Raw genomic sequence first — 25,780 nt, forward strand, 5'->3', positions numbered from 1 at the left:
GGTTCACGCGGGCAGACGCAACAGCTCGAACGGACCGCGCCCGGCTGCGGCCGTGATGAGACCCAGCACGCGCGTGGGTTCCGCACCGATCCAGTCCCAGCAAAAGCGCCACCCCCAGTTGCCGCCCAGCACGCCGGGCACGTTCATGCGGTGGGCGCTGTCCAGGCCCAGCACGTCCTGCAGCGGGTAGACCGCCATGTTGGCCACCGAGTTGGCGCAGGCGCGGATCATGGCCCAGTGGATGTCGTGCTCACCGCATGCCAGGTAGGCTCCCGCGAACGCGCGCTCACGCGGCTTGGCCTGGTTCCACCAGCCACGCACGGTGTCGTTGTCATGCGTGCCGGTATAGGCCACCGAACTGGCCGGCCAGCTGTGCGGCAGGTACACGTGGTCTGCCTCGGCGCCGAAGGCGAACTGCAGGATCTTCATGCCCGGAAAGCCGCAGTCGTCGCGCAGCGCGTGCACGTCCTCCGTGATGATGCCGAGGTCCTCGGCCACGATGGGCAGCGGGCCCAGCGCGGTGTTGATGGCGTCGAACAGCGCCATGCCCGGGCCGGTGCGCCAGCAGCCCTGCTGGGCGTCGGGGCTGCTGGCCGGAATCTCGTAATAGCCGGCAAAGCCGCGGAAGTGATCGATGCGGAACAGGTCGGCCTGGCTCAGCGCGCGCCGCACGCGGGCCGTCCACCAGGCATAGCCGTCGGCGGCCATCCTGTCCCAACGGTAGAGCGGGTTGCCCCAGCGCTGGCCGAGCGGCCCGAGGTCATCGGGCGGCACGCCGGCGACGACGGTGGTCTGGAAGTTCTCGTCGAGGGCGTACAGGTCGGGGCGCGACCAGCAGTCGGCGCTGTCGTGGGCCACGAAGATGGGCAGGTCGCCCATCAGATGCACGCCGTGCTCGTTCGCATAGGCCTTCAGCGCACGGATCTGCACATCGAACTGCCACTGCACGAACTGCCAGAAGGCGATCTCGTCGGCATGGCGCATGCGCGCGGCCGCCAGCGCCTTCGCGTCGCGGCGCTTCAGGCCGTCTTCCCAGGCCCACCATGGCTGGCCGTTCAGCGGGGAGCGGATGGCCATGAAGAGGGTGTAGTCGTCCAGCCAGCTGTGCTGAGCCTCGCACCAGGCAGCCAAGGCCGCGCGGTCGGCCGCCGCCGCGCGGGCGAAGAACCCGTCCGCCGCGGCGCGCAACTGCTGCTCGCGCCAGGGCGTGACGCCGCCGTAGTCCACCTGCTCGGCATTGAACGCCGGCACCTCGGGCTGCGCGAGCCAGCCCTTGGCGATCAGCGGCTCCAACGCCACCATCCACGGGCTGCCCGCGAACGCCGACACGCCCTGGTAGGGGCTGTCGCCGGGCCCGATGGGCGTGGTGGGCAACAGCTGCCAGATGGACTGCCCGGCGGAGCGCAGCCAATCGACGAAGCGATAGGCATCGGGCCCGAAATCGCCCATGCCGTGTGGCCCGGGCAGCGACGTGATGTGCAGCAGCACGCCGGAAGCGCGTTGGTTCAGGTTCATACGCGGCGCAGGACGAGGAGTGAACGGGCCGGCACGCTGAGCGGCAAGCCGGGAGGGACCGGGGGCGAGGCCGACTCGCCCCCGCTGTCGAACACGACTTGCCACGGCCCGTTGCAGAGCAGGAAGGGCTGCGGGCCGGGGTCGGGGTTGAAGACGATCATGAGCCGGGGCACGGTTGCCGCAGCTTCGCGCAGCTGCGCGCCGAAGGCACGCTGGCCGGCGTCGTGCCAGTCGCTGGGCGTCATCTCCTGGCCGCCAGGCCCGTACCAGGCGATGCTGGCCTCCGACGGCCCGCTGGCGAACCAACGCGGGTGGCGCAGCAGCGGTTCACGGGCGCGCAGCGTCAGCGCCGCAGCGACCAGGCCCGTCAGCCGGTCGTCGGCGCGGGCCCAGTTCAACCAGGTGGTCTCGTTGTCCTGGCAGTAGGCGTTGTTGTTGCCGCCCTGGCTGTTGGCGATCTCGTCACCCGCGCACAGCATGGGCGTGCCCTGTGCCAGCAGCAGCGTGGCCAGCATCGCGCGGCGCACGCGGTCGCGCGTGGCGTTGATGGTGGCGTCCTCCGTCGCGCCCTCCACGCCGAAGTTGGCGCACAGCTCGCCATCGCGGCCATCGCGGTTGTCCTCGCCGTTGGCCTGGTTGTGCTTCTTGCTGTAGCTGGTCAGATCGGCCAGCGTGAAGCCGTCGTGGGCGGTCATGAAGTTGACGGACGCCATCGGCTGCCGCTGGCCGTGGTGGAAGACATCGCTGGAAGCCAGGAAGCGCCGCGCCAGCTCCCCGCGCCCGACACCCTGGCCCACGCCCAGCCAGTACCCGCGCACGGCGTCGCGAAATTTGTCGTTCCACTCCAGAAAGCGCCCCGGAAAGCGGCCCACCTGGTAGCCGTCGTACGCCGCGTCCCAGGGCTCGGCGATGAGATGCACGCCGGCCAGCACCGGGTCCTGGCGCAGCGCGGTGAAGAAGGCCGCGGCGGGGTCGAAGCCCTGGGAGCTGCGGCCCAGCACCGGCGCCAGGTCGAAGCGGAAACCGTCCACGCCCATCTCGGCCACCCAGTAGCGCAGCGAGTCCAGCACGAACTGCGTGACGCGCGGATGCGAGCAGTGCAGCGTGTTGCCGCAGCCGGTGAGGTTCTCGTAGCGGCTCCAGTCGCCGCTGACCAGCCGATACCAGCTCTTGTTGTCCAGCCCGCGCAAGGAGAGCGTGGGGCCGAACTCGCTGCCTTCGGCCGTGTGGTTGTAGACGACGTCCAGCACCACCTCCAGCCCGGCCTCATGCAGCGCGCTGACCATCTGCCGGAACTCGGCCGCCACGGCCGTCGGGTCGTGGCGATGCGCGGCCTGGGCCCAGCGTGGGTCGGGGCAGAAGAAGCCCAGCGTGTTGTAGCCCCAGTAGTTGTGCAGGCCACGCTCGGCCAGGTGCGACTCATCGACGCTGTAGTGCACCGGCAGCAGCGACAGCGTCGTCACCCCCAGCCGCTTGAAGTGCGCAATCGACGCGGCATGCGCGAGGCCGGCGTAGGTGCCGCGCAGCTCCGGCGGCACGCCGGGCAGCAACTTGGAGAAGCCCTTGACGTGCACCTCGTAGAGCACCACGTCCGCCGGCGCGCGGCGCGGCTGGTGCGGCCGGCCATGGGCCACCGGCGGCGGCGCGACGCGCGCCTTCAGCGCCTGCGCCGCGTTGTCACGGGCGTCCAGTGAGCGTGGGCCGTCGGGGTGGCCCAGCTCGTAGCCCAGGTGCTCGGCGCGCCAGCCGAAGTGGCCGACGATCTCGCGCGCATAGGGGTCCAGCAGCAGCTTGTGCGGGTTGAAGCGATGGCCCTGCTCCGGCGCATAAGGCCCGTGGGCGCGCAGCCCGTAGACCAGCCCCGGCCCGACGCCCGGCAGGAAGCCGTGCCATACGCCGTCATGCGGGCCGTCGAGCGTATAGCGGCGCAGCTCGCGCTGGCCCTCGGCGTCGAACACGCACAGCTCGAGGCGCGTGGCGTTCTCACTGAAGACGGCGAAGTTGACGCCACCGTCGCGCGCGAGCGCGCCCAGCGGCTCATGCCAGCCAGGTTGGATTTCAGGAAGATGAGCCATGGAACTGCAGACTCAGATGGGAACGAAGAAGAGCGTGGCCAGTGGCGGCAGGTGGATCGCGATGGACAACGGCCGCCCGTGCGCAGGCTGTGACTGCACCGGCAGGCCGGCTGCGGCCACGCCGTTGCCCCTGTTGCTGCCGCCGTAGTAGGCGGAGTCGGTGTTGAGCGCCTCGCGCCAGGCCGTCACGCCGTCCGGCACGCCCAGCAGGTAGCCGTCGCGCGGCACCGGCGTCATGTTGCAGACCACGATGACCATGCGGCCCGTGCCGTCGCGGCGCACCCAGGCGTAGATGGCGTGTTCGGCATCGTGCGCGCTGATCCACTCGAAGCCGCCGGGCTCGCAGTCCAGCCGGTGCAGCGCCGCCTGCTCCCGGTAGAGCTTGTTGAGGTCGCGCACCAGGCGCTGCACGCCGGCGTGGCGCTCGTCCTCCAGCAGGCCCCAGGGCAACGATTCGGCGTGGTTCCACTCGCGGGCTTGAGCGAACTCCTGGCCCATGAACAGCAGCTTCTTGCCCGGGTGCCCCCACATGAAGCCGTAGTAGGCGCGCAGATTGGCGAACTTCTGCCACTCATTCGCATCGTTCGGGTCGCCGGGCATCTTGGCCAGCATCGAGCCCTTGCCATGCACGACCTCGTCATGCGAGAGGGGCAGCACGAAGTTCTCGCTGAACGCGTAGACCAGGCCGAAGCTCATCTTGTCGTGATGCCAGCGGCGGTTGATCGGGTCCTCGGCCATGTAGCGCAAGGTGTCGTTCATCCAGCCCATGTTCCACTTGTAGTGAAAGCCCAGGCCACCCGCGTAGGTGGGCGCCGAGACGCCGGGGAAGCTGGTGCTCTCCTCGGCCACGGTGATGGCACCCTCGACGTCGCCGACCTGCTCGTTCATCTCGCGCAGCAGCGAGATGGCCTCGAGGTTCTCGCGGCCGCCGCGCAGGTTGGGAATCCACTCCCCAGCCGGGCGCGAGTAGTCGCGGTAGAGCATGCTGGCCACGGCGTCCACGCGCAGGCCGTCCACGCCCCAGCGCTCGATCCAGTACAGCGCGCTGCCGATCAGGAACTGGCGCACCTCGGTGCGGCCGAAGTTGTAGATCAGCGTGTTCCAGTCGCGGTGGAAGCCCTCGCGCGGGTCGGCGTACTCGTACAGCCGGGACCCATCGAACTCGGCCAGGCCGTGGGCATCCGTCGGGAAATGCGCCGGCACCCAGTCCAGCAGCAGGCCCAGCCCGCGGTCGTGACAGGCCTTCACGAAGCGCGCGAAGCCCTCGGGCGGCCCGAAGCGCGCGCTGGGCGCGTGCAGCCCCAGCGTCTGGTAGCCCCAGGAGCCGTCGAACGGGTGCTCGGTGATGGGCATCAGCTGCACATGGGTGAAGCCGAGGTCGGCCGCATAGGCCGGCAACTGTGCGGCGAGTTCGTCCCAGCTCGGGAAGTCGCCCGACGCAGCTCGGCGCCAGGACGCCGCATGCACTTCGTAGACGCTGATGGCCGACTCGCGCCGGTTGGCACGCTCGCGCTGGCGCGGCAGCGGCGTGCGTTCGGGCAGCGGCGCGACGATGCTGGCCGTCTCCGGGCGCAGCTGCGCACGGCGGGCATAGGGGTCGGCCTTCAGCGGCAGCAGCTCACCGTTGCCCGCGATGACCTCGAACTTGTAGAGATCGCCCTCGGCCGCGTGCGGCACGAAGATCTCCCACACGCCGGCCTCGTGGCGCAAGCGCATGGGGTGGCGGCGGCCGTCCCAGTTGTTGAAGCTGCCCACGACGCTGACGCGCCGCGCGTTGGGCGCCCAGGTCGCAAAGCGCACGCCGCTCACGTCGCCATGCTGCACCGGATGCGCCCCCAGCATCAGCCATGGCCGCATGTGCCGCCCTTCGGCAAATGCCTTCAGCTCGTCGCCCCCCAACTGGGGCAGAAAGCCGTAGGCGTCGGCATAGACGCCCTCGCCGCCCCCGGCCCAGCGCACGGCGAACCGGTAGTCGAAGCGGTGCTTGCGCCGGGGCACCTGGGCCTCGAACAGGCCGTCGCGGCGCGGCGCCAGCTCGACGATGCGCTTGTGGCTGTCGGCGTCCAGCAGGGCCACCTCGGCCGCACCGGGCAGCAGCGCCCTCACCCACAGCCGGCCGGCATCGTCGGCGTGCAGCCCCAGCCGCGAGAAGGGGTCGGCGTGGAGGCCGGACAGCAGGGCGTCGAGGTCGGCGTCAGTGAGCATCGCGTCAGTTCAGGCTCTTCGCGGACCAGACACGGTCCACGTACTCGGCGATCGTGCGATCGGACGAGAACGGGCCCATGCCCGCGATGTTGCGCAGCGCGCGCTCGGCCCAGGCCGCACGGTCGGCGAACAGCCGGTCGACCTGGGCCTGGGTGGCCACGTAGTCGGCAAAGTCGGCCATCAGCAGGTAGGTGTCGTGCTGCAGCAGGCTGTCGACGAGCGGGCGATAGCGCGCCGCATCGCCATCGCTGAAGGCGCCGGAGGAGACGGCCTCGATGACGCGCTTGAGCTGACGATTTTCTTCCACGTACCGGCGCGGGTCGTGCCCCAGCTGCTTGATCTTGGCGACGGCATCGGCGCGCAGCCCGAACACGAACATGTTTTCCACGCCGCAAGCCTCGGCCATCTCGATGTTGGCGCCGTCCCAGGTGCCGATGGTGATCGCGCCGTTCAGGCCGAACTTCATGTTGCCGGTGCCCGAGGCCTCGGTGCCGGCGGTCGAGATCTGCTCCGACAGGTCGGCCGCCGGGATGATGCGCTCGGCCAGCGTGACGCCGTAGTTCGGCAGGAACACGAGCTTGAGCTTGTCGCCCACGCGCGGGTCGCTGTTGATGACGCGGGCCACGTCGTGCGCCAGCTGCACGATGCTCTTGGCCATCTGGTAGGCCGACGCCGCCTTGCCGGCGAGGATGACCGTGCGCGGCACCCAGGCCGCGTCGGGGTTGTCGCCAATGGCCTGGTAGCGGGCGATGACGTGCAGCAGGTTCAGCAGCTGGCGCTTGTACTCGTGGATGCGCTTGATCTGGATGTCGAACAGGCTGTCGACACGGACCGCGAGGCCCAGCTCACGCTGGATGACCGCAGCCAGCCGCTCCTTGTTGGCCCGCTTGACGGCCAGGAACTGCTCGCCCAGCTCGCGGTTGGCGGCCAGGGGCCTGAGCTCGGCCAGCGCCGCGAGGTTCTGGCGCCAGCCGTCACCGATGCGGCTGTCCAGCAGCGCCGACAGCGCCGGGTTGGCCTGCTGCAGCCAGCGCCGCGGCGTGACGCCGTTGGTCACGTTGTGGAAGCGCTCGGGCCAGATGCGGGCGTAGTCCGCAAAGATGGTCTGCACCATCAACGCCGAGTGCAGCGCCGCCACGCCGTTGACGCGGTGCGAGGCCACCAGCGCCAGCGACGCCATGCGCACGCGGCGCTCGCCGCCCTGGCTGCCCTCGTCGATCAGCGACAGGCGCGCCACCAGTCCGTCGTCGCCGGGGAAGCGGCCCCGCAGCTCACCCAGGAAGCGGTGGTTGATCTCGTAGATGATCTCGAGATGGCGCGGCAGCAGGCGCTCGAACATGCGCACCGGCCAGGTCTCCAGCGCCTCAGGCATCAACGTGTGATTGGTGTAGGCCACGGCCTGGCGCGTGATCGTCCAGGCCTCATCCCAGCCCAGGCCGTGCTCGTCGAGCAGCAGGCGCATCAGCTCGGCCGGCGCCAGCGCCGGGTGGGTGTCGTTGAGGTGGATGGCATTGGCCGTGCCGAGCTGGTGCAGGCTGCCGAATTCGCGCAGATGACGCGCCAGCAGGTCCTGCAGCGACGCGCTGACGAGAAAAGCCTCCTGCTTCAGGCGCAGTTCGCGCCCGGCCTCGCTGGAGTCGTCCGGGTACAGCACCCAGTTGATGGCGTCGGCCAGCACCTGGTGGCGTGCGGCGCGTGGGTAGTCGCCCTCGCAGAACGGCGTGAAAGCGATGGGCGCGGCGGTGGCCTGCCATTGCCGCAGCGTCGAGACGCGCTCGCTGTGGTGCGCGGGCACGACAAAGTCGAACGCCTGCGCCTCGATGCGCTCGGCCGGCAGCCAGCGGCGCACCCCGCCGGCATCCACCTCCACGCGGCCGCCGAAGCCGACGGGGTAGCGCAGGTCATGGCGCGGCAACTCCCACGCCGGCGAGTCGCGTGTCCAGTCGTCGGGCTGTTCCAGCTGGCGGCCCTGCTGGATGACCTGGGCGAACGTGCCGTAGCGGTAGCGCAGGCCGTAGCCGAACGATGGCAGCCCCAGCTCCGCGAACGAATCCAGGAAACAGGCCGCCAGCCGCCCCAGGCCGCCGTTGCCCAGCGCCGCATCGGGCTCGTGCTCCAGCACATCACCCAGGGCCAGGCCTTGCTCAGCCAGCCGGGCCGCCAGCGGCTCGGTCAGCTTCAACGCGGCCAGCGCGTTGGACAGCGCCCGCCCCATCAGGAACTCCATCGACAGGTAGTGCACGCGTCGCACGGGCGCCTCGTCACCGCGCTGCGCGTCGGCGGCCTGCGTGGCGGCCCAGCGGCGCGCCAGCGTCTCGCGGCAGGCGATAGCGGCGGCGTGCAGCGCGGCCTGCGGCGTCGGCCCATGGCTGGACTGGGAGAGCTCGCGCTCGTACGCCGCCTCAAAGGCGGCGCGCATCGCCAGGGTTTCAGCGCAGACGTCAGGGGCAGCGGGCGGCTTCATCGCGGTGACCTTGGAACCTTGGAAGTGCGTTCAACGGCTGGCACGGCGCCGGCGAGGCTGCACGGCGGCCTCGGCATCCGCCGCCCGTCAGTCCAGTCACTCGCGAGCTGATGCTACCGGAGCGACATCACGACCCCAAGCCTCAGCCTGCAAAACGTTGATGTAGTTGCACTACATCAGCCTCAACTTCGAACAAATCCTGTCACCGATCGTTGGATTCAACACGGATTGACGACCAGCTCCCGCGAATCAACCAAAAAACTGGCTTGTACGTTGACTACAAAGCTCATGAACCGTCCGCAATTCGAAGCCGTCGCATGGCCGCTTGCCGCCGAACCCACCGACGCGTGAGTGCCTGGCTGAAGTTAGGATAGCGCTATCCAGTCAACACAAATCCGCCCATCGACATGACCGCCCCTTCACCTGGCTCACTGGTCGTCATGGGCGTTGCCGGCTGCGGCAAATCCACGCTGGCCGCCGCCGTGGCGGCACAGCTGGCGCAGCGCTGGCTGGAGGGCGACGAATTTCACAGCGAGGCCAGCCGCCGCAAGATGGCGCGCGGCGAGCCACTCACCGATGACGACCGTGCAAGCTGGCTGGCGCGGCTGTGCGAAGAGTTGCGCCGCGAGCCCCGCCTCGTGATGACCTGCTCCGCGCTCAAGCGCGCCTACCGCGACCAGCTGCGCGCCGCGTCACCCGGCCTGCGCTTCGCGTTCCTAGACATCGACAAGGCCGAGTCCCGCCGCCGCGTGAGCGCGCGCGCCAGCCACTTCTTCGCCGCCAGCCTCGTCGACAGCCAGTTCGACACCCTCGAGCCGCCCACCGCCGAACCCGGCGTGCTGCACCTCGACGGCCGGCTGCCGGTGGACGCGCTGTGTGCCCAGACCTGCGCGTGGCTGCGCCAGGCCACGTCGGAACTGCGGCCATGAGCCGCGTCGGGCGGTCAACGCCCACAGCGCCCGACACCATGGCCCGCGGCCCGCTCACCCGGTGCGAGATCCTGGGCTACGGCCTCGGCGACATGGGGTTCAACTTCTACTGGACGCACATCGCCACGTTCCTGCTGATGTTCTACACCGACGTGTTCGGCATCAGCGCGGCGGCGGCGGCCACCATGCTGTTCGTCGTGAAGATCGCCAATGCCTTCACCGACCCGCTGATCGGCGCCTTCGCCGACCGCACACGCACCCGCTGGGGCCATTTCAGGCCCTATCTGCTCTTCATGCCGCTGCCGCTGGCCGTTGTCGCCGTGCTGGCGTTTTCCACGCCCGACCTCGGCCCGGCGGGCAAGCTGGCCTGGGCCAGCGTGACCTATCTGCTGCTGATGACCCTCTACACGAGCGTCAACCTGCCCTACAGCGCGCTGTCGGGCGTCATCAGCGGCGACGCCCGCGAACGCAACGCCATCAACGCGGCGCGCTTCGTTGCTGGCTTCGCGGGCGGCACGCTCGTCACGGCCGCGTCGCCCCGGCTCGTGGCCTGGCTGGGCCAGGGCGATGCCGCGCGCGGCTGGACCTTGACGATGTGCATCTGGGGCCTGGCCGCGTCGCTGATCTTGGCCATCACCTTCGCCACGACGACCGAGCGCGTGCGCCCGCCGCAGGCCCGCGCCGCCGGCGTGCTGCAAGACCTGGCCGACCTGCGCCGCAACCGCCCCTGGGTGCTGCTGTTCTTCCTGGCGCTCATCATCATGGGCAGCATCACGCTGCGCATGACCAGCGCGGCCTACTACTTCAAGTACGTGGTGCATCGGCCGGAGCTGCTCGGCAGCTTCGTGCCGGCCTATCTGCTGGCCGCCGCGGCCGGCACGGCCTGCACGCCGCTGCTGACACGCTTCATCGACAAACGCCGGCTGATGATCGGGCTGATGCTGCTGTCCACCGCGCTGTCGGCGGCCTTCCTGTATGTGCCCAGCGACGCGATCGGGTGGATGTATGCGCTGCAGATCGCGCTGGGCCTGACGCTCGGGCCGAAATCGCCGCTGTCGTTCGCGATGCTGGCCGACACCGCCGACTTCAACGAATGGCGCCACGGCCGGCGCGCCACGGGCCTGACCTTTGCGGCCAGCTCATTCGCGCAGAAGCTCGGCACGGCACTCGCCGTGGCCGTCATCGGTGCGCTGTTCACGGCGCTGGGCTATGTGCCCAACGCCGTGCAGTCTGGCGACTCCCAGACCGGCATCGTGCTGCTGATGTCGGTCATTCCGGCCGCGTTCACGCTGATCGCCGCCGTACTGCTGTGCTTCTACACGCTCGACAACGCGGCGATGGCGCGCATCCAGGCCGACCTCGCCGCCCGCCAACCCTCCACCTTGCAGCCCTGAAACCCATGCTCCATCACCTCGACGGCGGCGCCCGCTGCGAACTGACCAGCCCCACCGCCATGCCATTGGCCGCCGGCTTCCTGTGGAACCGCCGCATGATGATCCAGGCCACCTGCCGCGGCTACGCCACCGCGCAGTTCATGCAGCCCGAACCGGCCAAGTACGCGCATGCCCCCGGGCTGGAAGCGCGCACCTTCATGCAACCCGAGCAGGCCTATTACGCCCATCACCCGGGGCGCTTCGTCTACGTGAAGGACGAGGAGACGGGTCAGCTGTTCTCAGCGCCGCACGAGCCGGTGCGCGCGCGTGCCGACGCTTTCCGGTTCACGGTCGGGCGGCATGAGCTGGCCTGGACGGTGGAGCACCTGGGCCTGCGCGTAGAGATGACGCTCGGGCTGCCCGTCGACGACGTCGTGGAGTTGTGGGAAGCGCGCGTCACCGACCTGTCAGGTCGCGCACGGCGGGTCAGCGTCGTGCCCTATTTCCCGATCGGCTACATGTCGTGGATGAACCAGTCCGCCGAATGGCGCGCCGACCTCGGCGGCATCGTCGCCAGCAGCGTGACGCCCTACCAAAAGGTTGCCGACTACTTCAAGAACCAGCAGCTCAAGGACAAGACCTACTTCTTGTGCGAGCAAGCGCCCGACGCCTGGGAAGCCAGCCAGGCCGCGTTCGAGGGCGAAGGCGGCCTGCACGCCCCCAGCGCGCTGCAGCCCGACCAGCTGGCCTGTGGCGACGCCCGCTACGAGACGCCCGCCGCCTGCGTGCAATACCGCCTGACGCTGGCGCCCGGCCAGAGCGAAGTGCGGCGCTTCCTGTTCGGGCCGGCGCTGGACGATGCCGAGATCGCCCGCATGCGCGACACCTACCTGGGCGCCGACGCCTTCGCCCGCACGCGCGCCGCCTACGCGGCCTACATCGACGGCGGCCGCGGCGGCCTGCGCATCACCACGCCCGACGCCGACTTCGACCGCTTCGTCAACCACTGGCTGCCGCGCCAGGTCTTCTATCACGGCGACGTCAACCGCCTCAGCACCGACCCGCAGACCCGCAACTACCTGCAGGACAACCTCGGCATGGCCTTCATCGCGCCGCAGGTCACGCGCGGCGCGCTGCTGCTCGCGCTCAGCCAGCAGCACGCCAACGGCTCCATGCCCGACGGCATCCTGCTCGTCGAAGGCGCGGAGCTCAAATACATCAACCAGGTGCCGCACACGGACCATTGCGTTTGGCTGCCCGTGTGCCTGCAGGCCTATCTCAACGAAACCGCCGACTTCGCGCTGCTGGGCGAGCTCGTCAACGGCCTGACGGTGGCCGACCGGCTGGACGCCGCGATGGCCTGGCTGCACCAGGACCGCGACGCACGCGGCCTGAGCTACATCGCCCAAGGCGACTGGTGCGACCCGATGAACATGGTGGGCTACAAAGGCCGGGGCGTGTCGGGCTGGCTCACGGTGGCGGCGGCGTACGCGATGACGCTGTGGGCCGGCATCAGTGCCGACGCCGGCCGGCCGGACGCCGCCGGGCGCTGGCGCGCCGCCGCGCAGCAGCTCAACGACGCCGCCAACGCCCATCTGTGGGACGGTGACTGGTTCGCCCGCGGCATCACGGATGACGGCGTCGTCTTCGGCGTCAGCACCGATACGGCGGGGCGCCTGTACCTGAACCCGCAGTCGTGGGCGCTGCTCAGCGGTGCCGCCAACGCCCGGCAGCGCGACCGCATGATCGCGGCGATCGATGCGCAACTCGAGACGCCGCACGGCGTGGCGATGTTCAACCCGCCCTACCCCGCCATGCGCGAGGACGTGGGCCGCGTGACGCAAAAACACCCGGGCTCGGCCGAGAACGGCGCCGTCTACAACCACGCGGCGAGCTTCTACGTGCACGCGCTGTACGCCATCGGCGACGCCGACCGGGCCTACCGCGCGCTGCGCCGCATGATCCCCGGGCCGGACGAGGCCGACCTGCTGCAGCGCGGCCAGTTGCCGGTGTTCATCCCGAACTACTACCGTGGCGCGCATGAGCAATACCCGCGCACGGCGGGCCGCTCCAGCCAGCTCTTCAATACCGGCACGGCGGCCTGGGCCTATCGCAGCATCATCGAAGACCTGTGCGGGCTGCGCGGCTGCGCCAAGGGCCTGGTCGTGCGGCCGCAGCTGCCGTCGAGCTGGCAGGAGCTGAGCGCCGAACGCGAGTTCCGGGGTGCCCGCTTCCATCTGCAGGTGCGGCGCACGGGCCAGGCGCGCGTGCTGCTGGACGGGCAAGCGCTGCCCGACGGCCTCGTGCGCGCCATCGAGCCCGGCCGCGAGTACCGGCTGGCGGTTGAGTTGGCCTGATGCATTGCGCTTTCGGGCCGGGCGCCGGGCTGCTGCCAAGCCAACCCTTCAAGGACCGACCCAGCACGCCCGCGTTCAGCGGGAGCGGGAGCGGGACCGGGATTGGACCGGGGCCTACGCGCTCGCGCGGCGCACGACCTGGAAGCCCAGATCCAGGTGCGGCGCATCCACCGGCTGGCCGCGCATCAGCTTCAGCAGCATCTGCGCCGCCTGCGCGCCGATCTCGCGGCGCGGCGTGGCGACGGTGGTCAGCGGCGGCAGCATCTGGTCGCTGCCCGGCAGGTCGTTGAAGCCGGCCACCGCCACACGCCCCGGCACCGCGATGCCCAGCCGCAGCGCCGCCAGCAGCGCGCCCTGGGCCAGGTCGTCGTTGCAAAAGAAGATCGCATCGGTCTGCGGCGCGTCAAGCAGCACGCGTTCGAGCATCGCCCCACCCAGCGCCATGGAGGACGGCTCGGCGCTCAGCACCTGGTTCGTGCGGTCGGCCAGCCCGGCGTGCGCCAGCGCGGCCGCATAGCCTTCGCCGCGTTCCAGCGTGCGCGGGTCCAGCTGCGCGGCCACGTAGGCGATGTGCTGCCGGCCACTGTCCAGCAGCTGCTGCGTGATGGCGCGGCCGGCGTCGCGCTGCGAAAAGCCCACGCTGTAGCCGCCCTCCTCGCGGCCGACTTCCATGACGCGCACGCAGGGCACGCCGCTGCCGTCGATCAGGGCGCAGGCGGCCGCGCTGCGATCACTGCCGGTGACGATCAAGCCGGCCGGCCGGTGCGCAAGGAAGCTGCGCAGCGCGGCCTCTTCCTCGGCGGCGCTGTAGTGGGTCACGCCGATCAGCGTCTGGTAGCCGGCCGGCACCAGCGTGTTCTGCACGGCGTCCAGCAGGTCCACGAACAGCGTGTTGCTCAGCTTGGGGATCAGCACGGCCACATGCGAGCTGCGGCTGGACGCCAGCGCACGCGCCGCCGGGTCGGGCACATAGCCCAGCGCCGCGGCCGCCGCCCGCACGCGCTCGCAAAGCTCGGGCGCCACGGCCCGCTCGCCACGCAGCGCTCGTGACACCGTGATCGGGCTGACACCGGCCGCCTGCGCCACGTCGGCCAGCGTCACACGGCCGGTGGACCGCGAACGTCGCGCGCCGGCCGCGCCGGCCATCAGCCTGCCTGCATGCGGCCAACGACGTCGCGCACCTCGGCCAGCAGGCTCGGCACGTCGATGGTGGTCGGCTGGCGGTCCTTCAGCACCTGGCGGCCGCCCACCCAGACGTTGCTGACGTGCTCGCGGCCGGCCACGTAGACCAGCTGTGCGGCGGCGTTGTAGACCGGCTGGCATTCCAGGCTGTCCAGCGACACGGCCACCACGTCGGCCAGCTTGCCGACCTCCAGCGAGCCCAGGTCGTCGGCACGGCCCATGGCCTTGGCGGCGCGGATGGTCGCCATCTCCAGCGCCGTGCGCGCCGAGGCCACCGTCGGGTCGCCCGTGATGCCCTTGGCCAGCAGCGCGGCCGAGCGGATCTCGCCGAACATGTCCAGACGGTTGTTGGACGCGGCGCCGTCGGTGCCGAGGATGGTGTTGACGCCCGCCGCTTCGAGTGCCTTCAGCGGCATCACGCCCGAGGCCAGCTTGAGGTTGGAGTTGGGGTTGTGCACCAGGTGCACGCCCTTGCTGGCCATCAGCTCGATCTCTTCGTCGTTCAGGTGAACCATGTGCACGGCGATCATGCGCTCGCTGAACAGGCCCAGCTTGTCCAGGCGCGCGATGGGGCGCACGCCATGGGCCTTGAGGCCGTCACTCACCTCGCCCGCCGTCTCGTGGATGTGGCAGTGCATCTGGATGTCCAGCTTCTCGGCCAGGTCACGCAGCTTGATGAAGGTCTCGTCGGACACCGTGTAGGGCGCGTGCGGCGCGCTGGTCCAGTCCAGCAGCTTCTCGCCCTTGTACTGCTCGTAGGCGGCCACGCCCTTGGCGATGTAGTCGTCAGGGCCGGAGGCGTAGCCGGTCGGGAAGTCGATGACGTTCATCGACACGGCGGCACGCACGCCCGAATCCACGGCGGCGCGGGCCATCGCGGTCGGGAAGAAGTACATGTCGTTGATGTACGTCGTGCCACTGCGCAGGCCTTCGGCGGCCGCGAGCTTGGAGCCGAGATACGTCCAGGCCTCGCTGACCCACTTCTTCTCCAGCGGCCAGATGTGGTTTTGCAGCCAGTCCATCAGCGGCACGTCGTCGGCAACGCCGCGCAGCAGCGTCATGGCCGAGTGCGCGTGGCCGTTGATGAGACCAGGGATCAGGATCTGCTCGGGCAGCGCCACGCGCTCGGCCTGCGGGTACTTCGCGATCAGCTCGGCATGCGTGCCGATGGCGGCGATGCGCTCGCCCTCGATCAGCAGGCCGTGGTTCTCCAGCGTGGCTTCGCCGGGCTTCATCGTCAGCAGCCAGCGGGGCAGCAGCAGGGTTGGGGTCATGTCTTCTTCTCCTTGCGAAATCAGTTCGGGGCGGCCAGCAGTTGCTCCACCTCATCACGGCGCGGCATCGCGTCCTGCACGCCCGGACGCGACACGGCCAGCGCTGCGGCGGCCTGGGCGAACGCGAGCGCGCGATCGACGGACTGGCCTTCGGCCAGCGCCGTCACGAGGGCACCGACCAGCGTATCGCCGGCACCGACGGTGTCGACCGCCTTCACGGCCCGCGCCGGCACCCGGCGGGTGCCCTCGGCGTCGACCCAGCACAGGCCTGCGGCGCCCAGCGACACCAGCACGGCCGACGGACCCTTGGCTCGCAGCGTCTGCGCGAGCGCCTCGGGTTCAGCCACGCCGCCGCCCAGCGTCGTGACCAGGGCCTGGGCTTCGAGCGCATTGACGACGAGCAGGTCCACCAGCGGCAACAGGCTCTCGCAACCGGGGCGGTAGGGCGCCGCATTCAGCAGCGTCTTCACGCCGGCCGCATGGGCACGCTCGAACGCGCGGGATACGCTCTCCAGCGGCAGCTCCTGCTGGGCGACCAGCCAGCGCAGGCCGGCCACGTCCAGCGCCTCGACCTGCGAAAGCGGCAACCGGCCGTTGGAGCCGGCCACGGTGACGATCTGGTTCTCGGCATCTTCAGCGCCGACGACGATCAGCGCAACACCCGGCACCTCGTCGGCCGGCTGGGCGACGGCGCGCGTGTCGACGCCCTCGCCTTTGAGTTGCTCCACCATCGCCGCACCGTTCTCCAGCAGGCCCACGCGCGCCGCCAGCGCCACGCGGGCACCGAGGCGCGCGGCCGCGACCGACTGGTTGGCCCCCTTGCCGCCCAGGCACGAGCCGAAACGCTGACCGCGCAGCGTCTCGCCCGGCAGCGGCAGGCGCGGCGCGTGCACGATGAGATCGCGGTTGACGCTGCCCAGGACAAGGATCTCGGCGGCTGCGGTCATCAGGTCTCCAAAAGCAAAGAACCCCTCGGGGCTCCGAGGGGTTCGCGGGCGGCGTCAGTGCCGTTGAGTGATCAGCGCTGGGCGATCGGCTTGACGTCGCGTGCCGCAGCACCGACGAACAGCTGACGCGGGCGGCCGATCTTGTACTCGGGGTCGCCGATCATCTCATTGAGCTGGGCGATCCAGCCGACCGTGCGGGCCAGCGCGAAGATGGCGGTGAACAGCGGCACGGGGATGCCGATGGCGCGCTGCACGATGCCCGAGTAGAAGTCGACGTTCGGGTAGAGCTTGCGGGCGACGAAGTATTCGTCTTCCAGCGCGATCTTCTCCAGCTCCATGGCCAGTGCGAACAGCGGGTCGTTCTGCAGGCCCAGCTCGTTGAGCACCTCGTGGCAGGTCTCGCGCATCAGCTTGGCGCGCGGGTCGTAGTTCTTGTAGACCCGGTGACCGAAGCCCATCAGCTTGACGCCGGAGTTCTTGTCCTTGACCTTGCTGATGAAGTCACCGATGCGGGCCACGCCGCCTTGCTTCTGGATGTCGCCCAGCATGTTCAGGCAGGCCTCGTTGGCGCCGCCGTGAGCGGGGCCCCACAGGCAGGCCACACCGGCCGCGATGGCCGCGAACGGGTTGGTGCCCGACGAGCCGCACAGGCGCACCGTGGACGTCGACGCGTTCTGCTCGTGGTCCGCGTGCAGCGTGAAGATGCGGTCCATCGCGCGCACCAGCACGTCGTTGGGCTTGTAGTCCTCGCACGGCGTGGCAAACATCATGCGCATGAAGTTGCCGGCGTAGCTCAGGTCGTTCTGCGGGTAGATGTAGGGCTGACCGATGGTGTACTTGTAGGCCATCGCCACGAGCGTGGGCATCTTGGCGATCAGGCGGATCGCCGAGATCTCGCGATGCTCGGGGTTATTGATGTCGGTGCTGTCGTGATAGAAGGACGACATCGCGCCCACCAGGCCCGTCATGACGGCCATCGGGTGCGCATCGCGGCGGAAGCCGCGCAGGAAGAACTGCATCTGCTCATTCACCATCGTGTGGTGCATGACCTTGTGCTCGAACTCCGCCTTCTGGCTCTCGTTGGGCAGCTCTCCGTACAGCAGCAGATAGCAGGTCTCGAGGTAGTCGCAGTTCACCGCGAGCTGCTCGATGGGGTAGCCGCGGTACAGCAGCTCGCCCTTGTCGCCATCGATGTAGGTGATGGTGGAGTTGCACGACGCCGTCGACAGGAAGCCGGGGTCGTACGTGAACTTGCCGGTCTGGGCGTAGAGCTTGCGGATGTCGATGACATCCGGGCCGATGCTGCCCTTGTAGAGCGGCAGATCCATCGAGGGGCTGCCGTCGGAGAACGACAGGGTGGCTTTCACGTCGGACGGGGTCATGGTGCAGTCCTTTGGTTTTGAAAAGCGATTCGATCAGGTACGCAGCTCGGCCAGCACCTCGCGCACGGCAGTGGTGTCGATTTCACCACTGGGCTCCTTGCGGCGCAGCAACAGGTCGAGCAGGTCGTTGTCGGCCAGGTCCATCAATGCAGTCAGACCTTCGGCCAACGTCAGGCTGATGCCCTCGGGATGGCGGTTGAAGAAACGCTCGATCAGCAGGTCGTTCTCGAGCAGGCCCCGACGGCAGCGCCAGCGCAGCTTGGACAGCGCGCGTTCGTCGATCATCGGGGCAGCCACTGCGTTCATCTCGTCAGACCGCGCGGCGGACCATCAGTTCCTTGATCTTGCCGATGGCCTTCGTGGGGTTCAGCCCCTTCGGGCAGACATCCACGCAGTTCATGATGGTGTGGCAACGGAACAGACGGTACGGGTCTTCGAGATTGTCAAGGCGCTCGTTGGTGGCTTCGTCGCGGCTGTCGGCGATGAAGCGGTAGGCCTGCAGCAGGCCGGCCGGGCCGACGAACTTGTCGGGGTTCCACCAGAAGCTCGGGCAGCTCGTCGAGCAGCTCGCGCACAGGATGCATTCGTACAGGCCGTCGAGCTCCTCGCGCTCGACAGGCGACTGCAGACGCTCCTTGTCGGGCAGCGGGTTGTCGTTGACGAGGTAGGGCTTGATCGAGTGGTACTGCTTGAAGAACTGCGTCATGTCGACGATGAGGTCGCGCACGACGGGCAGGCCCGGCAGCGGCTTCAGCGTGATGACGCCCGGCAGCGTGCGCATGTTCGTCAGGCAGGCCAGGCCGTTCTTGCCGTTGATGTTCATCGCGTCCGAGCCGCACACGCCTTCACGGCAGGAGCGGCGGAAAGACAGCGTCGGGTCCACGGCCTTGAGCTTGACCAGGGCATCCAGCAGCATGCGCTCGTGACCGTCGAGTTCGATCTCGAGGGTCTGCATGTAGGGCTTGGCGTCCTTGTCGGGGTCGTAGCGGTAGATCTGGAAGGTGCGCTTCATGAATCAGTTTCCTAATCGGTTGGGGACAGAGCTACTCGCTTCGCTCGGGCGGTCTGTCCCGCAAAGTCTTCAGAACGTACGAACCTTCGGCGGCACGGATTCAACGGTCAACGGCGTGAGGTTCACCGGCTTGTAGTCCAGGCGGTTGCCTTCGGAGTACCACAGCGTGTGCTTCATCCAGTTCGCGTCGTCGCGGTTCGGATAGTCGTTGTGCGCATGGGCACCGCGGCTCTCGGGACGGGCGGCGGCGGAGATCATCGTGGCCTTCGCGGCCTCGATGAGGTTCTCCACTTCCAGCGCCTCGACGCGCGCGGTGTTGAAGACCTTGGACTTGTCCTTCAGGCCGATGGAGCCGACGCGCTGGGCGATTTCCTTGATCTTGGTGACGCCCTCGTCCATGGACGCCTGCGTGCGGAACACGCCGGCATGCTTCTGCATCGTCGCGCGGATGTCGTTGGCGACGTCCTGCGCATACTCGCCGTCGGTGGCCGAGTCCAGGCGGGCCAGGCGGGCCAGCGTGCGATCGGCAGCGTCCTTGGGCAGGTCCTTGTGCGACTTCGTCTTCAGGTTGAAGTCGACGATGTGGTTGCCGGCGGCACGGCCGAACACGACCAGGTCCAGCAGCGAGTTGGTGCCCAGGCGGTTGGCGCCGTGCACGCTCACGCAGGAGCACTCACCGACGGCGTAGAGGCCGTTGATGATGTCGTTGTGCTTGCCGTTCTTCGGGATGACGACCTGACCGTGCACGTTCGTCGGAATGCCACCCATCTGGTAGTGGATGGTCGGCACGACAGGAATCGGTTCCTTCGTGATGTCGACGTTGGCGAAGTTGTGGCCGATCTCCAGCACCGACGGCAGGCGCTTGGCGATGGTCTCGGCGCCCAGGTGGGTCATGTCCAGCAGCACGTAGTCCTTGTTGGGACCGCAGCCGCGACCTTCCTTGATTTCCTGGTCCATCGAGCGGGACACGAAGTCACGCGGCGCCAGGTCCTTCAGCGTCGGGGCATAGCGCTCCATGAAGCGCTCGCCGTTGGCATTGCGCAGGATCGCGCCTTCGCCACGGCAGCCTTCGGTCAGCAGCACGCCCGCGCCGGCCACGCCGGTGGGGTGGAACTGCCAGAACTCCATGTCTTCCAGCGGGATGCCGGCGCGCGCCGCCATGCCCAGGCCGTCACCGGTGTTGATGAAGGCGTTGGTGGAAGCCGCGAAGATGCGGCCCGCGCCGCCGGTGGCCAGCAGCACGGTCTTGGCGTGCAGGATGTGGACCTCGCCGGTCTCCATCTCCAGCGCCGTCACGCCGACGGCATCGCCTTCGGCGTCGCGGATGATGTCCAGCGCCATCCACTCGACGAAGAACTGCGTGCGCGCCTTGACGTTCTGCTGATAGAGCGTGTGCAGCAGCGCGTGGCCGGTGCGGTCGGCTGCCGCGCAGGCGCGCTGCACGGGCTTCTCGCCGTAGTTGGCGGTGTGGCCGCCGAACGGGCGCTGGTAGATCGTGCCGTCGGCATTGCGGTCGAACGGCATGCCGAAGTGCTCGAGCTCGTAGACGACCTTGGGCGCCTCGCGGCACATGAACTCGATGGCGTCCTGGTCACCCAGCCAGTCCGAACCCTTGACGGTGTCGAAGAAGTGGTAGTGCCAGTTGTCCTCGGACATGTTGCCCAGGGACGCGCCGATGCCGCCTTGTGCGGCGACGGTGTGCGAGCGGGTCGGGAAGACCTTGGACAGCACGGCCACGTTCAGGCCGGCCAGGGAGAGCTGCAGCGAGGCCCGCATGCCGGAGCCACCGGCCCCGACGATGACCACGTCGAACTTGCGGGTCGAAATCTTTGCCGTCATCACAGTCTCCACAGCACCTGGATTGCCCAGCCGGCACAGCCGAGCAGCCACACGATCGAAAACACTTGCAGGGCCAGTCGGATGCCGACGGGCTTGATGTAGTCCATCCAGATGTCCCGCACGCCCACCCAGGCGTGATAGGTCAAGGCAAGGATGGCCACGAAGGTCAGGACCTTCATCCACTGCGGCGCGAACACGCCGTACCAGTGGTCATAGCCCAGCTCGCCGGGCATCAGGAAGCGGACCAGCACGACGATGGTGAACAGCGCCATCAACACGGCGGTGATGCGCTGGGCCAGCCAGTCACGCAGGCCGTAATGCGCGCCGACGACGAGGCGCTTGGAGCCGAAAGTGCTCATTGGTTGTTGTCCTTTGCAGGTTGCTCAGTACAGGCCGAACAGCTTGGCGCCCAGCACCAGCGTCAGCCCGATGCTCAGCGCCATCGTGACGACGGCCGAGCTGTGGCCCTGGGCCTTGCTGACGCTGTGCGTCGCGTCCATCCACAGGTGGCGCACGCCAGCGATGAAGTGGTGCAGATAGGCCCACAACAGGCCCAGCGTGACCAGCTTGACGAACCACGCAGGGATCACGCCGAAGCCGGCGGCGAAGACGTTGGTGAAGCTGTCGTAGGAAATTTGCGAGGTCAGGCTTGAGTCCAGCATCCACACCACGAAGGGCAGCAGCAGGAACATCAGCACAGCGCTGACGCGATGCAGGATGGACACCTTGCCTGCGAGCGGCAGTCGATAGCCCACGATCTGCGTGATGTGAATATTTGTGTAGATGGGTCTGGTCTTTGCGCTGTCCGTCATGGTCGGGCCTGCGTAATCGGGGTGAAACCAAACGATTCTAGGGCCAACCCTTGACCCACCATGACATGGTGCGGCATTGCACCCCGTCAGCTTCAGTTCAACTCGTTGCGATAGTGATCGGCGTCGGTGTGGTAGAGCCCGCGGCGCAGTTCCATGGGCCGGTCACCATAGGTGTAGGCGAGCCGCTCGACGCTCAGCAGCGGCGCCCCCGCCTGCACGCCCAGCAGCGCGGCAGTCTGCGGCGTCGCTGCCACGGCGCGCAACTTCTCCTCGGCGCGCACCATGTGCACACCAAAGCTCGTCTCGAACAACGCGTAGAGCGTGCCGGGATGCGCCTCGATGACCTCGGCCGTCAACCCTTCGAAATGCCGTTCGGGAAGCCAGAGTTCGTCAAGCACGACGGGTCGCTCGCGCCGATGCAACAGCCGGCGCACCTCGATGACCGGCTCGCCAGTGCGCAGAGTCAGTGCATGTGCGACGTCAGCACTGGCGCGCACGCGCCGGCAGCCGAGCAACTGGCGCGCGAAGCCGCTCGCCGCGTCGTCCGCCACCAGGCGCAGGAAGCGGAACTGCTGGCGCGGCGCGGCATGCGTGGCCACGAAGGTGCCGCTGCCCTGACGGCGCTCGACGATGTGGGCCGCGGTGAGCTCGTCCAGCGCCCGCCGCACGGTGCCGGCGCTGGCCCCGAAGCGCGCGGCGAGTGCGGCCTCGCTGGGCAGCGCGTCGCCCGGACGCCACTCACCAGCGGCCAGTGCCGCGACGATGAGCTGGCGTATCTGTGCGTAAAGCGGGGCGCTTGACCTGGGCTTGACTGGGGGCATGGACCGATTGCAGCACAGGGTATGCCCGTACACTTGATGAGTTCAGGGCCACGCGCCCTAGCCCCGGATCCATCAACTGCCCCTTCGGAGACTTTCATGAGCAAGAAACCCGTTCGCGTCGCCGTCACCGGCGCTGCCGGCCAGATCGGCTACGCCCTGCTGTTCCGCATCGCCTCTGGCGAGATGCTCGGCAAGGACCAGCCCGTCATCCTGCAATTGCTGGAAATCCCCGACGAGAAGGCTCAGAACGCGCTCAAGGGCGTGATCATGGAACTCGAAGACTGCGCGTTCCCGCTGCTGGTCGGCATCGAAGCCCACAGCGATCCGATGACCGCCTTCAAGGACACCGACTACGCCCTGCTCGTCGGCGCCCGCCCGCGCGGCCCTGGCATGGAGCGCGCCGACCTGCTGGCCGCCAACGCGCAGATCTTCACCGTGCAGGGCAAGGCGCTGAACGCCGTGGCCTCGCGCAACGTGAAGGTGCTGGTGGTTGGCAACCCCGCCAACACCAACGCCTACATCGCGATGAAGTCGGCCCCGGACCTGCCGGCCAAGAACTTCACCGCCATGCTGCGCCTGGACCACAACCGCGCCGCGTCGCAGATCGCCTCCAAGACGGGCAAGGCCGTTGCCGGCATCGAGAAGCTGGCCGTGTGGGGCAACCACTCGCCGACGATGTACGCCGACTACCGCTTCGCCACCATCGACGGCCAGTCGGTCAAGACGCTGATCAACGACGAAGCCTGGAACCGTGACGTGTTCCTGCCCACCGTCGGCAAGCGCGGCGCCGCCATCATCGCGGCACGCGGCCTGTCGTCGGCCGCCTCGGCCGCCAACGCCGCCATCGACCACATGCGCGACTGGGCCCTGGGCACCAACGGCAAGTGGGTCACGATGGGCATCCCGTCCGACGGCTCCTACGGCATCCCCAAGGACGTCATGTTCGGCTACCCCGTCACCTGCGAAGGCGGCGAGTACAAGATCGTGCAAGGCCTGGAGATCGACGCGTTCTCGCAGGAATGCATCAACAAGACCCTGAAGGAACTGACCGACGAGCAGGACGGCGTCAAGCACCTGCTGTAATCGGGGCAGCACCCCACCCGAGAAGGGCCGGCTCGCCGGCCCTTTTTCATTGCCGATGACTCCGAACCTGCATCCCCGCCTGGCCTTGTTCGGCCATGACGCCCCCCGCCCCGCGCTGCCGGTGGTCGACCACTACTGCGGCGTCGAGGCCCGCATGCGCAAAAGCCTGGCGCTGCAGGCCGAGCTGGGCCCGGTCTTTGACATCACGCTGGACGCCGAGGACGGCGCCCCGGTGGGCGGCGAGGCCGAGCACGCGCTGCTGATCGCCGAACTGGCCACCAGTGCGGCCAACCGCTTCGGGCGCGTCGGCGCGCGGGTGCACCCCTGGGGCCACCCGGCCTTCGAGGCCGACGTCGACACCTTGATCGCCAAGGCCGGCACGCGGCTGGCCTATCTGATGCTGCCCAAGCCCGAGAGCGCCGACGACGTCGATCGTGCCGTCGCCGCCATCGACGCCGCCTGCGAGCGCCACGGCCAGCCGCGGCTGCCGCTGCAGGTGCTGATCGAGACGCACGGCGCGCTGCGCGAGGTGTTCCGCATTGCCGCCCACCCGCGCATCGAATCACTGTCCTTCGGCCTGATGGATTTCGTCTCGGCCCACGGCGGCGCCATCCCCAAGTCGGCCATGGAACTGCCCGGGCAGTTCGAGCACCCGCTGGTCGTGCGCGCCAAGCTGGAGATCGCCGCCGCGGCACATGCCTTCGGCAAGACGCCATCGCATTGCGTCGTGACCGAGTTCCGCGATGCCACGCGGCTGGCGGCGGCCGCCCGGCGCGCCGCTCAGGAGTTCGGCTACACGCGCATGTGGAGCATCCATCCGGATCAGATCCGCCCGATCGTCGAGGCCTTCGCCCCAGCGGCCGGCGATATCGAGGAGGCTGCCGAGCTGCTGCTGGCAGCCCAGGCCGCGCAATGGGCTCCCATCTCCTTCCATGACCGGCTGCACGACCGGGCCAGCTACCGCTACTTCTGGACCGTGCTGGAGCGCGCCGAGCACACCGGGCGCCCGCTGCCGGCCGAAGCCCGATCGGCGTTTTTCCCAGCAGCCATTCGGTAAAGCGCCAATCGGCGTGCAGCAATTCACGCTTGGCGCCGCCTACAACTGTTCACCTTTTTGAGGCGCGTTTGCGGCCATGATTCGCCGCGTCCACCCCTAACTTTGTGCAATACCCCATGCAGCTCTCCACGCTCCGCCTGAGCGCCGCCGCCCTGATCGTGTGCGCCGCCCTCCCCGCCCTGGCCCAGACGCCGGCCGCCAAGCCCGCGCCCGCCAAGCAGGTCGCCAAGGCTGCAAAGAAGACCCCGGCGCCCGCTGAGCCGGTGCTGACCGATGCCGACGAGGCCCAGATCGCTGCCGCCGAGCGCGCCTTCCTGGGCGATTACTCCTGCGAATTCAAGCAGACCGTGCGCCTGGACAAGCACCCCAAGGTGCCGGGCTACATCACCGTCGACTGGCAGAAAATGCACCTGACGATGAAGCCCGTGCTGTCGTCGACCGGCGCGCTGCGCCTGGAAGATGTGACCGGACGCACGCTGATGATCCAGATCGCCAACAAGTCCATGCTGCTGGACACCAAGATCGGCCAGCGCCTGCTGGACGACTGCGTGCACCCCGAACAGGCCCGCCTGATCGCCGAAGCCAAGGCCGCCCGCCTGGCCAACCCCGAAGCCGAAGCCGCTGCCGCGGCCCGCAACGGCCTGGGCATCACGCCCACGGCCAAGTGAGTCATCTCGTTTCTTGAAGTCGCCTCCTCGGGTATGTAGAATGAATGCATACTTTCTGATGCATACCTGAGCCGGCGCCTGCGCGGCGGCTCAGCCGCCGGAGGCGCCATGGAAGCCACTGTTGCCGAACGTGGGCAGATCACGCTGCCCAAAGCCGTCCGAGACGCCCTCGGCCTGACCAAGGGCACGACGCTCAAGGTCGAACTCGACGGCGGCCGCATCATCCTGCGCAAGAACGTCGACGACGCGCTTGCCAAGCTGCGCGGGCGCTTCAAGCTGCCCGACGGCGTCACCACCGACGACGTCATGCGCGAACTGCGGGGCCGTGCCCCCGGCGATCCGGTCGAGCCGTGATCGCCATCGACTCCTCTGTCCTGATCGACCTGCTCGGCGGCGATGCCGGCGCCGAGGCTGCCGAAGACTGCCTGCGTCAGGCGCTCGCCCGCGGGCCGGTCGTGGCCTGCGACGTCGTGCTCAGCGAGGTCGTCTCGGGCCTGGGCTTCGGCGCCGAACTGCTGGACGCCCTGGAGGGCGTCGGCATCGTCTACTCGCCCATCGAATCGCGCGCGTCCGTGCGTGCGGGCGAAATGCAACGCCGCTACAAGGAACGCCGCCAGGCGTCCGGCCAGGCCCCAAGCGGCCCGCGCACCGTTCCCGATTTCCTCATCGGCGCCCATGCCCTGCTGCAGTGCCAGGCGCTCATCACCCGCGACCAGGGCTTCTTTCGCGACTATTTCAAAGGCCTCAAGGTCATCGTGCCCGGGGCTTGATTTCAACTGGAGAAC

22 protein-coding genes are annotated in these 25,780 nt (G+C 68.7%); 8 read left to right on the forward strand and 14 right to left on the reverse strand.

Annotation, left to right across the window (positions count from 1 at the left end; all coding sequences use genetic code 11):
* Positions 1 to 3: 3 nt before the first annotated feature.
* Genes malQ through ACG00X_RS22350 form a run of 4 tightly spaced genes read right to left on the reverse strand, consistent with a single transcriptional unit; the run spans position 4 to position 8,259 of the window.
* Positions 4 to 1,515, reverse strand: a complete 1,512-nt coding sequence (gene malQ / locus ACG00X_RS22335; RefSeq protein WP_394491725.1) for a 4-alpha-glucanotransferase — start codon at positions 1,513 to 1,515, stop codon at positions 4 to 6.
* Positions 1,512 to 3,590: a glycogen debranching protein GlgX gene (gene glgX / locus ACG00X_RS22340; protein WP_394491727.1), complete on the reverse strand. Its 2,079-nt coding sequence runs from the start codon at positions 3,588 to 3,590 to the stop codon at positions 1,512 to 1,514. The genes malQ and glgX overlap by 4 nt, the downstream gene beginning before the upstream one ends.
* 12 nt (positions 3,591 to 3,602) lie before the next feature.
* On the reverse strand, positions 3,603 to 5,795 hold the full coding sequence (gene glgB, locus ACG00X_RS22345; RefSeq protein WP_394491729.1) for a 1,4-alpha-glucan branching protein GlgB: 2,193 nt from the start codon (positions 5,793 to 5,795) through the stop codon (positions 3,603 to 3,605).
* 4 nt (positions 5,796 to 5,799) lie between these two features.
* Positions 5,800 to 8,259, reverse strand: coding sequence for a glycogen/starch/alpha-glucan phosphorylase (locus ACG00X_RS22350; protein WP_394491731.1), 2,460 nt, complete (start codon positions 8,257 to 8,259; stop codon positions 5,800 to 5,802).
* A gap of 407 nt (positions 8,260 to 8,666) precedes the next feature.
* Between ACG00X_RS22350 and ACG00X_RS22355 the strand changes: the two genes are divergently transcribed.
* Genes ACG00X_RS22355 through ACG00X_RS22365 form a run of 3 tightly spaced genes read left to right on the forward strand, consistent with a single transcriptional unit; the run spans position 8,667 to position 12,918 of the window.
* Positions 8,667 to 9,188: a gluconokinase gene (locus tag ACG00X_RS22355; RefSeq protein ID WP_394491733.1), complete on the forward strand. Its 522-nt coding sequence runs from the start codon at positions 8,667 to 8,669 to the stop codon at positions 9,186 to 9,188.
* A 38-nt stretch (positions 9,189 to 9,226) separates the two neighbouring features.
* On the forward strand, positions 9,227 to 10,582 hold the full coding sequence (locus ACG00X_RS22360; RefSeq protein ID WP_394491735.1) for an MFS transporter: 1,356 nt from the start codon (positions 9,227 to 9,229) through the stop codon (positions 10,580 to 10,582).
* A 5-nt stretch (positions 10,583 to 10,587) separates the two neighbouring features.
* Complete coding sequence (locus ACG00X_RS22365) at positions 10,588 to 12,918, forward strand: GH36-type glycosyl hydrolase domain-containing protein (protein ID WP_394491737.1); 2,331 nt, start codon at positions 10,588 to 10,590, stop codon at positions 12,916 to 12,918.
* Positions 12,919 to 13,032: 114 nt separating this feature from the next.
* Here the strand turns inward: ACG00X_RS22365 and gntR are convergent, their stop codons facing one another.
* The 10 genes from gntR to ACG00X_RS22415 form a co-directional block, all read right to left on the reverse strand.
* Positions 13,033 to 14,064 carry an HTH-type transcriptional regulator GntR gene (gene gntR, locus ACG00X_RS22370; protein ID WP_394491739.1) on the reverse strand — a complete coding sequence of 344 codons (1,032 nt, stop codon included), beginning with the start codon at positions 14,062 to 14,064 and terminating at the stop codon, positions 13,033 to 13,035.
* Positions 14,064 to 15,374, reverse strand: coding sequence for a TRZ/ATZ family hydrolase (locus tag ACG00X_RS22375; RefSeq protein WP_394491741.1), 1,311 nt, complete (start codon positions 15,372 to 15,374; stop codon positions 14,064 to 14,066). Before ACG00X_RS22375 ends, gntR begins: the two co-directional genes overlap by 1 nt.
* A gap of 20 nt (positions 15,375 to 15,394) precedes the next feature.
* Positions 15,395 to 16,321 carry a ribokinase gene (locus ACG00X_RS22380; protein ID WP_394491743.1) on the reverse strand — a complete coding sequence of 309 codons (927 nt, stop codon included), beginning with the start codon at positions 16,319 to 16,321 and terminating at the stop codon, positions 15,395 to 15,397.
* Positions 16,322 to 16,392: 71 nt separating this feature from the next.
* Entirely contained in the window at positions 16,393 to 17,703 is a 1,311-nt protein-coding gene (gltA, locus tag ACG00X_RS22385; protein WP_394491745.1) for a citrate synthase, read from the reverse strand.
* A gap of 33 nt (positions 17,704 to 17,736) precedes the next feature.
* Positions 17,737 to 18,009 (reverse strand): FAD assembly factor SdhE, encoded by a 273-nt coding sequence (locus ACG00X_RS22390; protein WP_394491747.1) that lies wholly within the window; start codon positions 18,007 to 18,009, stop codon positions 17,737 to 17,739.
* 4 nt (positions 18,010 to 18,013) lie between these two features.
* The gene (locus tag ACG00X_RS22395; protein ID WP_394491749.1) at positions 18,014 to 18,715 is read right to left on the reverse strand and encodes a succinate dehydrogenase iron-sulfur subunit; all 702 of its coding nucleotides are present in this window, start codon (positions 18,713 to 18,715) and stop codon (positions 18,014 to 18,016) included.
* A 69-nt stretch (positions 18,716 to 18,784) separates the two neighbouring features.
* Entirely contained in the window at positions 18,785 to 20,554 is a 1,770-nt protein-coding gene (sdhA, locus tag ACG00X_RS22400) for a succinate dehydrogenase flavoprotein subunit (RefSeq protein ID WP_394491751.1), read from the reverse strand.
* A complete protein-coding gene (sdhD, locus tag ACG00X_RS22405; protein ID WP_394491753.1) occupies positions 20,554 to 20,913 on the reverse strand; it encodes a succinate dehydrogenase, hydrophobic membrane anchor protein in 360 nt (119 codons plus the stop codon). Before sdhD ends, sdhA begins: the two co-directional genes overlap by 1 nt.
* A gap of 24 nt (positions 20,914 to 20,937) precedes the next feature.
* Positions 20,938 to 21,366, reverse strand: coding sequence for a succinate dehydrogenase, cytochrome b556 subunit (gene sdhC / locus ACG00X_RS22410; protein ID WP_394491755.1), 429 nt, complete (start codon positions 21,364 to 21,366; stop codon positions 20,938 to 20,940).
* 92 nt (positions 21,367 to 21,458) lie between these two features.
* The gene (locus ACG00X_RS22415; protein WP_394491757.1) at positions 21,459 to 22,187 is read right to left on the reverse strand and encodes a GntR family transcriptional regulator; all 729 of its coding nucleotides are present in this window, start codon (positions 22,185 to 22,187) and stop codon (positions 21,459 to 21,461) included.
* A gap of 96 nt (positions 22,188 to 22,283) precedes the next feature.
* On the opposite strand from ACG00X_RS22415, the gene ACG00X_RS22420 reads away from it, so the two are divergent.
* The 5 genes from ACG00X_RS22420 to ACG00X_RS22440 all read left to right on the forward strand — a co-directional run bounded on the left by ACG00X_RS22420 (position 22,284) and on the right by ACG00X_RS22440 (position 25,765).
* The gene (locus tag ACG00X_RS22420; protein ID WP_394491759.1) at positions 22,284 to 23,270 is read left to right on the forward strand and encodes a malate dehydrogenase; all 987 of its coding nucleotides are present in this window, start codon (positions 22,284 to 22,286) and stop codon (positions 23,268 to 23,270) included.
* A 55-nt stretch (positions 23,271 to 23,325) separates the two neighbouring features.
* Positions 23,326 to 24,327, forward strand: coding sequence for an HpcH/HpaI aldolase/citrate lyase family protein (locus ACG00X_RS22425; RefSeq protein WP_394491761.1), 1,002 nt, complete (start codon positions 23,326 to 23,328; stop codon positions 24,325 to 24,327).
* Positions 24,328 to 24,443: 116 nt separating this feature from the next.
* A complete protein-coding gene (locus ACG00X_RS22430) occupies positions 24,444 to 24,995 on the forward strand; it encodes a hypothetical protein (protein ID WP_394491763.1) in 552 nt (183 codons plus the stop codon).
* A gap of 108 nt (positions 24,996 to 25,103) precedes the next feature.
* Positions 25,104 to 25,349 carry an AbrB/MazE/SpoVT family DNA-binding domain-containing protein gene (locus ACG00X_RS22435; RefSeq protein WP_394491765.1) on the forward strand — a complete coding sequence of 82 codons (246 nt, stop codon included), beginning with the start codon at positions 25,104 to 25,106 and terminating at the stop codon, positions 25,347 to 25,349.
* Entirely contained in the window at positions 25,346 to 25,765 is a 420-nt protein-coding gene (locus ACG00X_RS22440; protein WP_394491768.1) for a type II toxin-antitoxin system VapC family toxin, read from the forward strand. The genes ACG00X_RS22435 and ACG00X_RS22440 overlap by 4 nt, the downstream gene beginning before the upstream one ends.
* Positions 25,766 to 25,780: the final 15 nt, after the last annotated feature.

This window comes from Pelomonas nitida (assembly GCF_043555975.1).
Classification (GTDB): domain Bacteria; phylum Pseudomonadota; class Gammaproteobacteria; order Burkholderiales; family Burkholderiaceae_C; genus Pelomonas; species Pelomonas nitida.

Excerpts from the sequence above, each read along its gene's own strand:
- ACG00X_RS22355 (WP_394491733.1), top strand. The coding sequence starts at position 8,667 with ATGACCGCCCCTTCACCTGGCTCACTGGTCGTCATGGGCGTTGCCGGC.
- malQ (WP_394491725.1), bottom strand. The coding sequence starts at position 1,515 with ATGAACCTGAACCAACGCGCTTCCGGCGTGCTGCTGCACATCACGTCG.
- ACG00X_RS22395 (WP_394491749.1), bottom strand. The coding sequence starts at position 18,715 with ATGAAGCGCACCTTCCAGATCTACCGCTACGACCCCGACAAGGACGCC.
- ACG00X_RS22430 (WP_394491763.1), top strand. The coding sequence starts at position 24,444 with ATGCAGCTCTCCACGCTCCGCCTGAGCGCCGCCGCCCTGATCGTGTGC.
- ACG00X_RS22425 (WP_394491761.1), top strand. The coding sequence starts at position 23,326 with ATGACTCCGAACCTGCATCCCCGCCTGGCCTTGTTCGGCCATGACGCC.
- ACG00X_RS22360 (WP_394491735.1), top strand. The coding sequence starts at position 9,227 with ATGGCCCGCGGCCCGCTCACCCGGTGCGAGATCCTGGGCTACGGCCTC.
- ACG00X_RS22390 (WP_394491747.1), bottom strand. The coding sequence starts at position 18,009 with ATGAACGCAGTGGCTGCCCCGATGATCGACGAACGCGCGCTGTCCAAG.
- sdhC (WP_394491755.1), bottom strand. The coding sequence starts at position 21,366 with ATGACGGACAGCGCAAAGACCAGACCCATCTACACAAATATTCACATC.
- ACG00X_RS22365 (WP_394491737.1), top strand. The coding sequence starts at position 10,588 with ATGCTCCATCACCTCGACGGCGGCGCCCGCTGCGAACTGACCAGCCCC.
- gntR (WP_394491739.1), bottom strand. The coding sequence starts at position 14,064 with ATGGCCGGCGCGGCCGGCGCGCGACGTTCGCGGTCCACCGGCCGTGTG.
- ACG00X_RS22375 (WP_394491741.1), bottom strand. The coding sequence starts at position 15,374 with ATGACCCCAACCCTGCTGCTGCCCCGCTGGCTGCTGACGATGAAGCCC.
- gltA (WP_394491745.1), bottom strand. The coding sequence starts at position 17,703 with ATGACCCCGTCCGACGTGAAAGCCACCCTGTCGTTCTCCGACGGCAGC.
- ACG00X_RS22380 (WP_394491743.1), bottom strand. The coding sequence starts at position 16,321 with ATGACCGCAGCCGCCGAGATCCTTGTCCTGGGCAGCGTCAACCGCGAT.
- ACG00X_RS22350 (WP_394491731.1), bottom strand. The coding sequence starts at position 8,259 with ATGAAGCCGCCCGCTGCCCCTGACGTCTGCGCTGAAACCCTGGCGATG.
- glgX (WP_394491727.1), bottom strand. The coding sequence starts at position 3,590 with ATGGCTCATCTTCCTGAAATCCAACCTGGCTGGCATGAGCCGCTGGGC.
- ACG00X_RS22420 (WP_394491759.1), top strand. The coding sequence starts at position 22,284 with ATGAGCAAGAAACCCGTTCGCGTCGCCGTCACCGGCGCTGCCGGCCAG.
- glgB (WP_394491729.1), bottom strand. The coding sequence starts at position 5,795 with ATGCTCACTGACGCCGACCTCGACGCCCTGCTGTCCGGCCTCCACGCC.
- sdhD (WP_394491753.1), bottom strand. The coding sequence starts at position 20,913 with ATGAGCACTTTCGGCTCCAAGCGCCTCGTCGTCGGCGCGCATTACGGC.
- sdhA (WP_394491751.1), bottom strand. The coding sequence starts at position 20,554 with ATGACGGCAAAGATTTCGACCCGCAAGTTCGACGTGGTCATCGTCGGG.
- ACG00X_RS22415 (WP_394491757.1), bottom strand. The coding sequence starts at position 22,187 with ATGCCCCCAGTCAAGCCCAGGTCAAGCGCCCCGCTTTACGCACAGATA.
- ACG00X_RS22435 (WP_394491765.1), top strand. The coding sequence starts at position 25,104 with ATGGAAGCCACTGTTGCCGAACGTGGGCAGATCACGCTGCCCAAAGCC.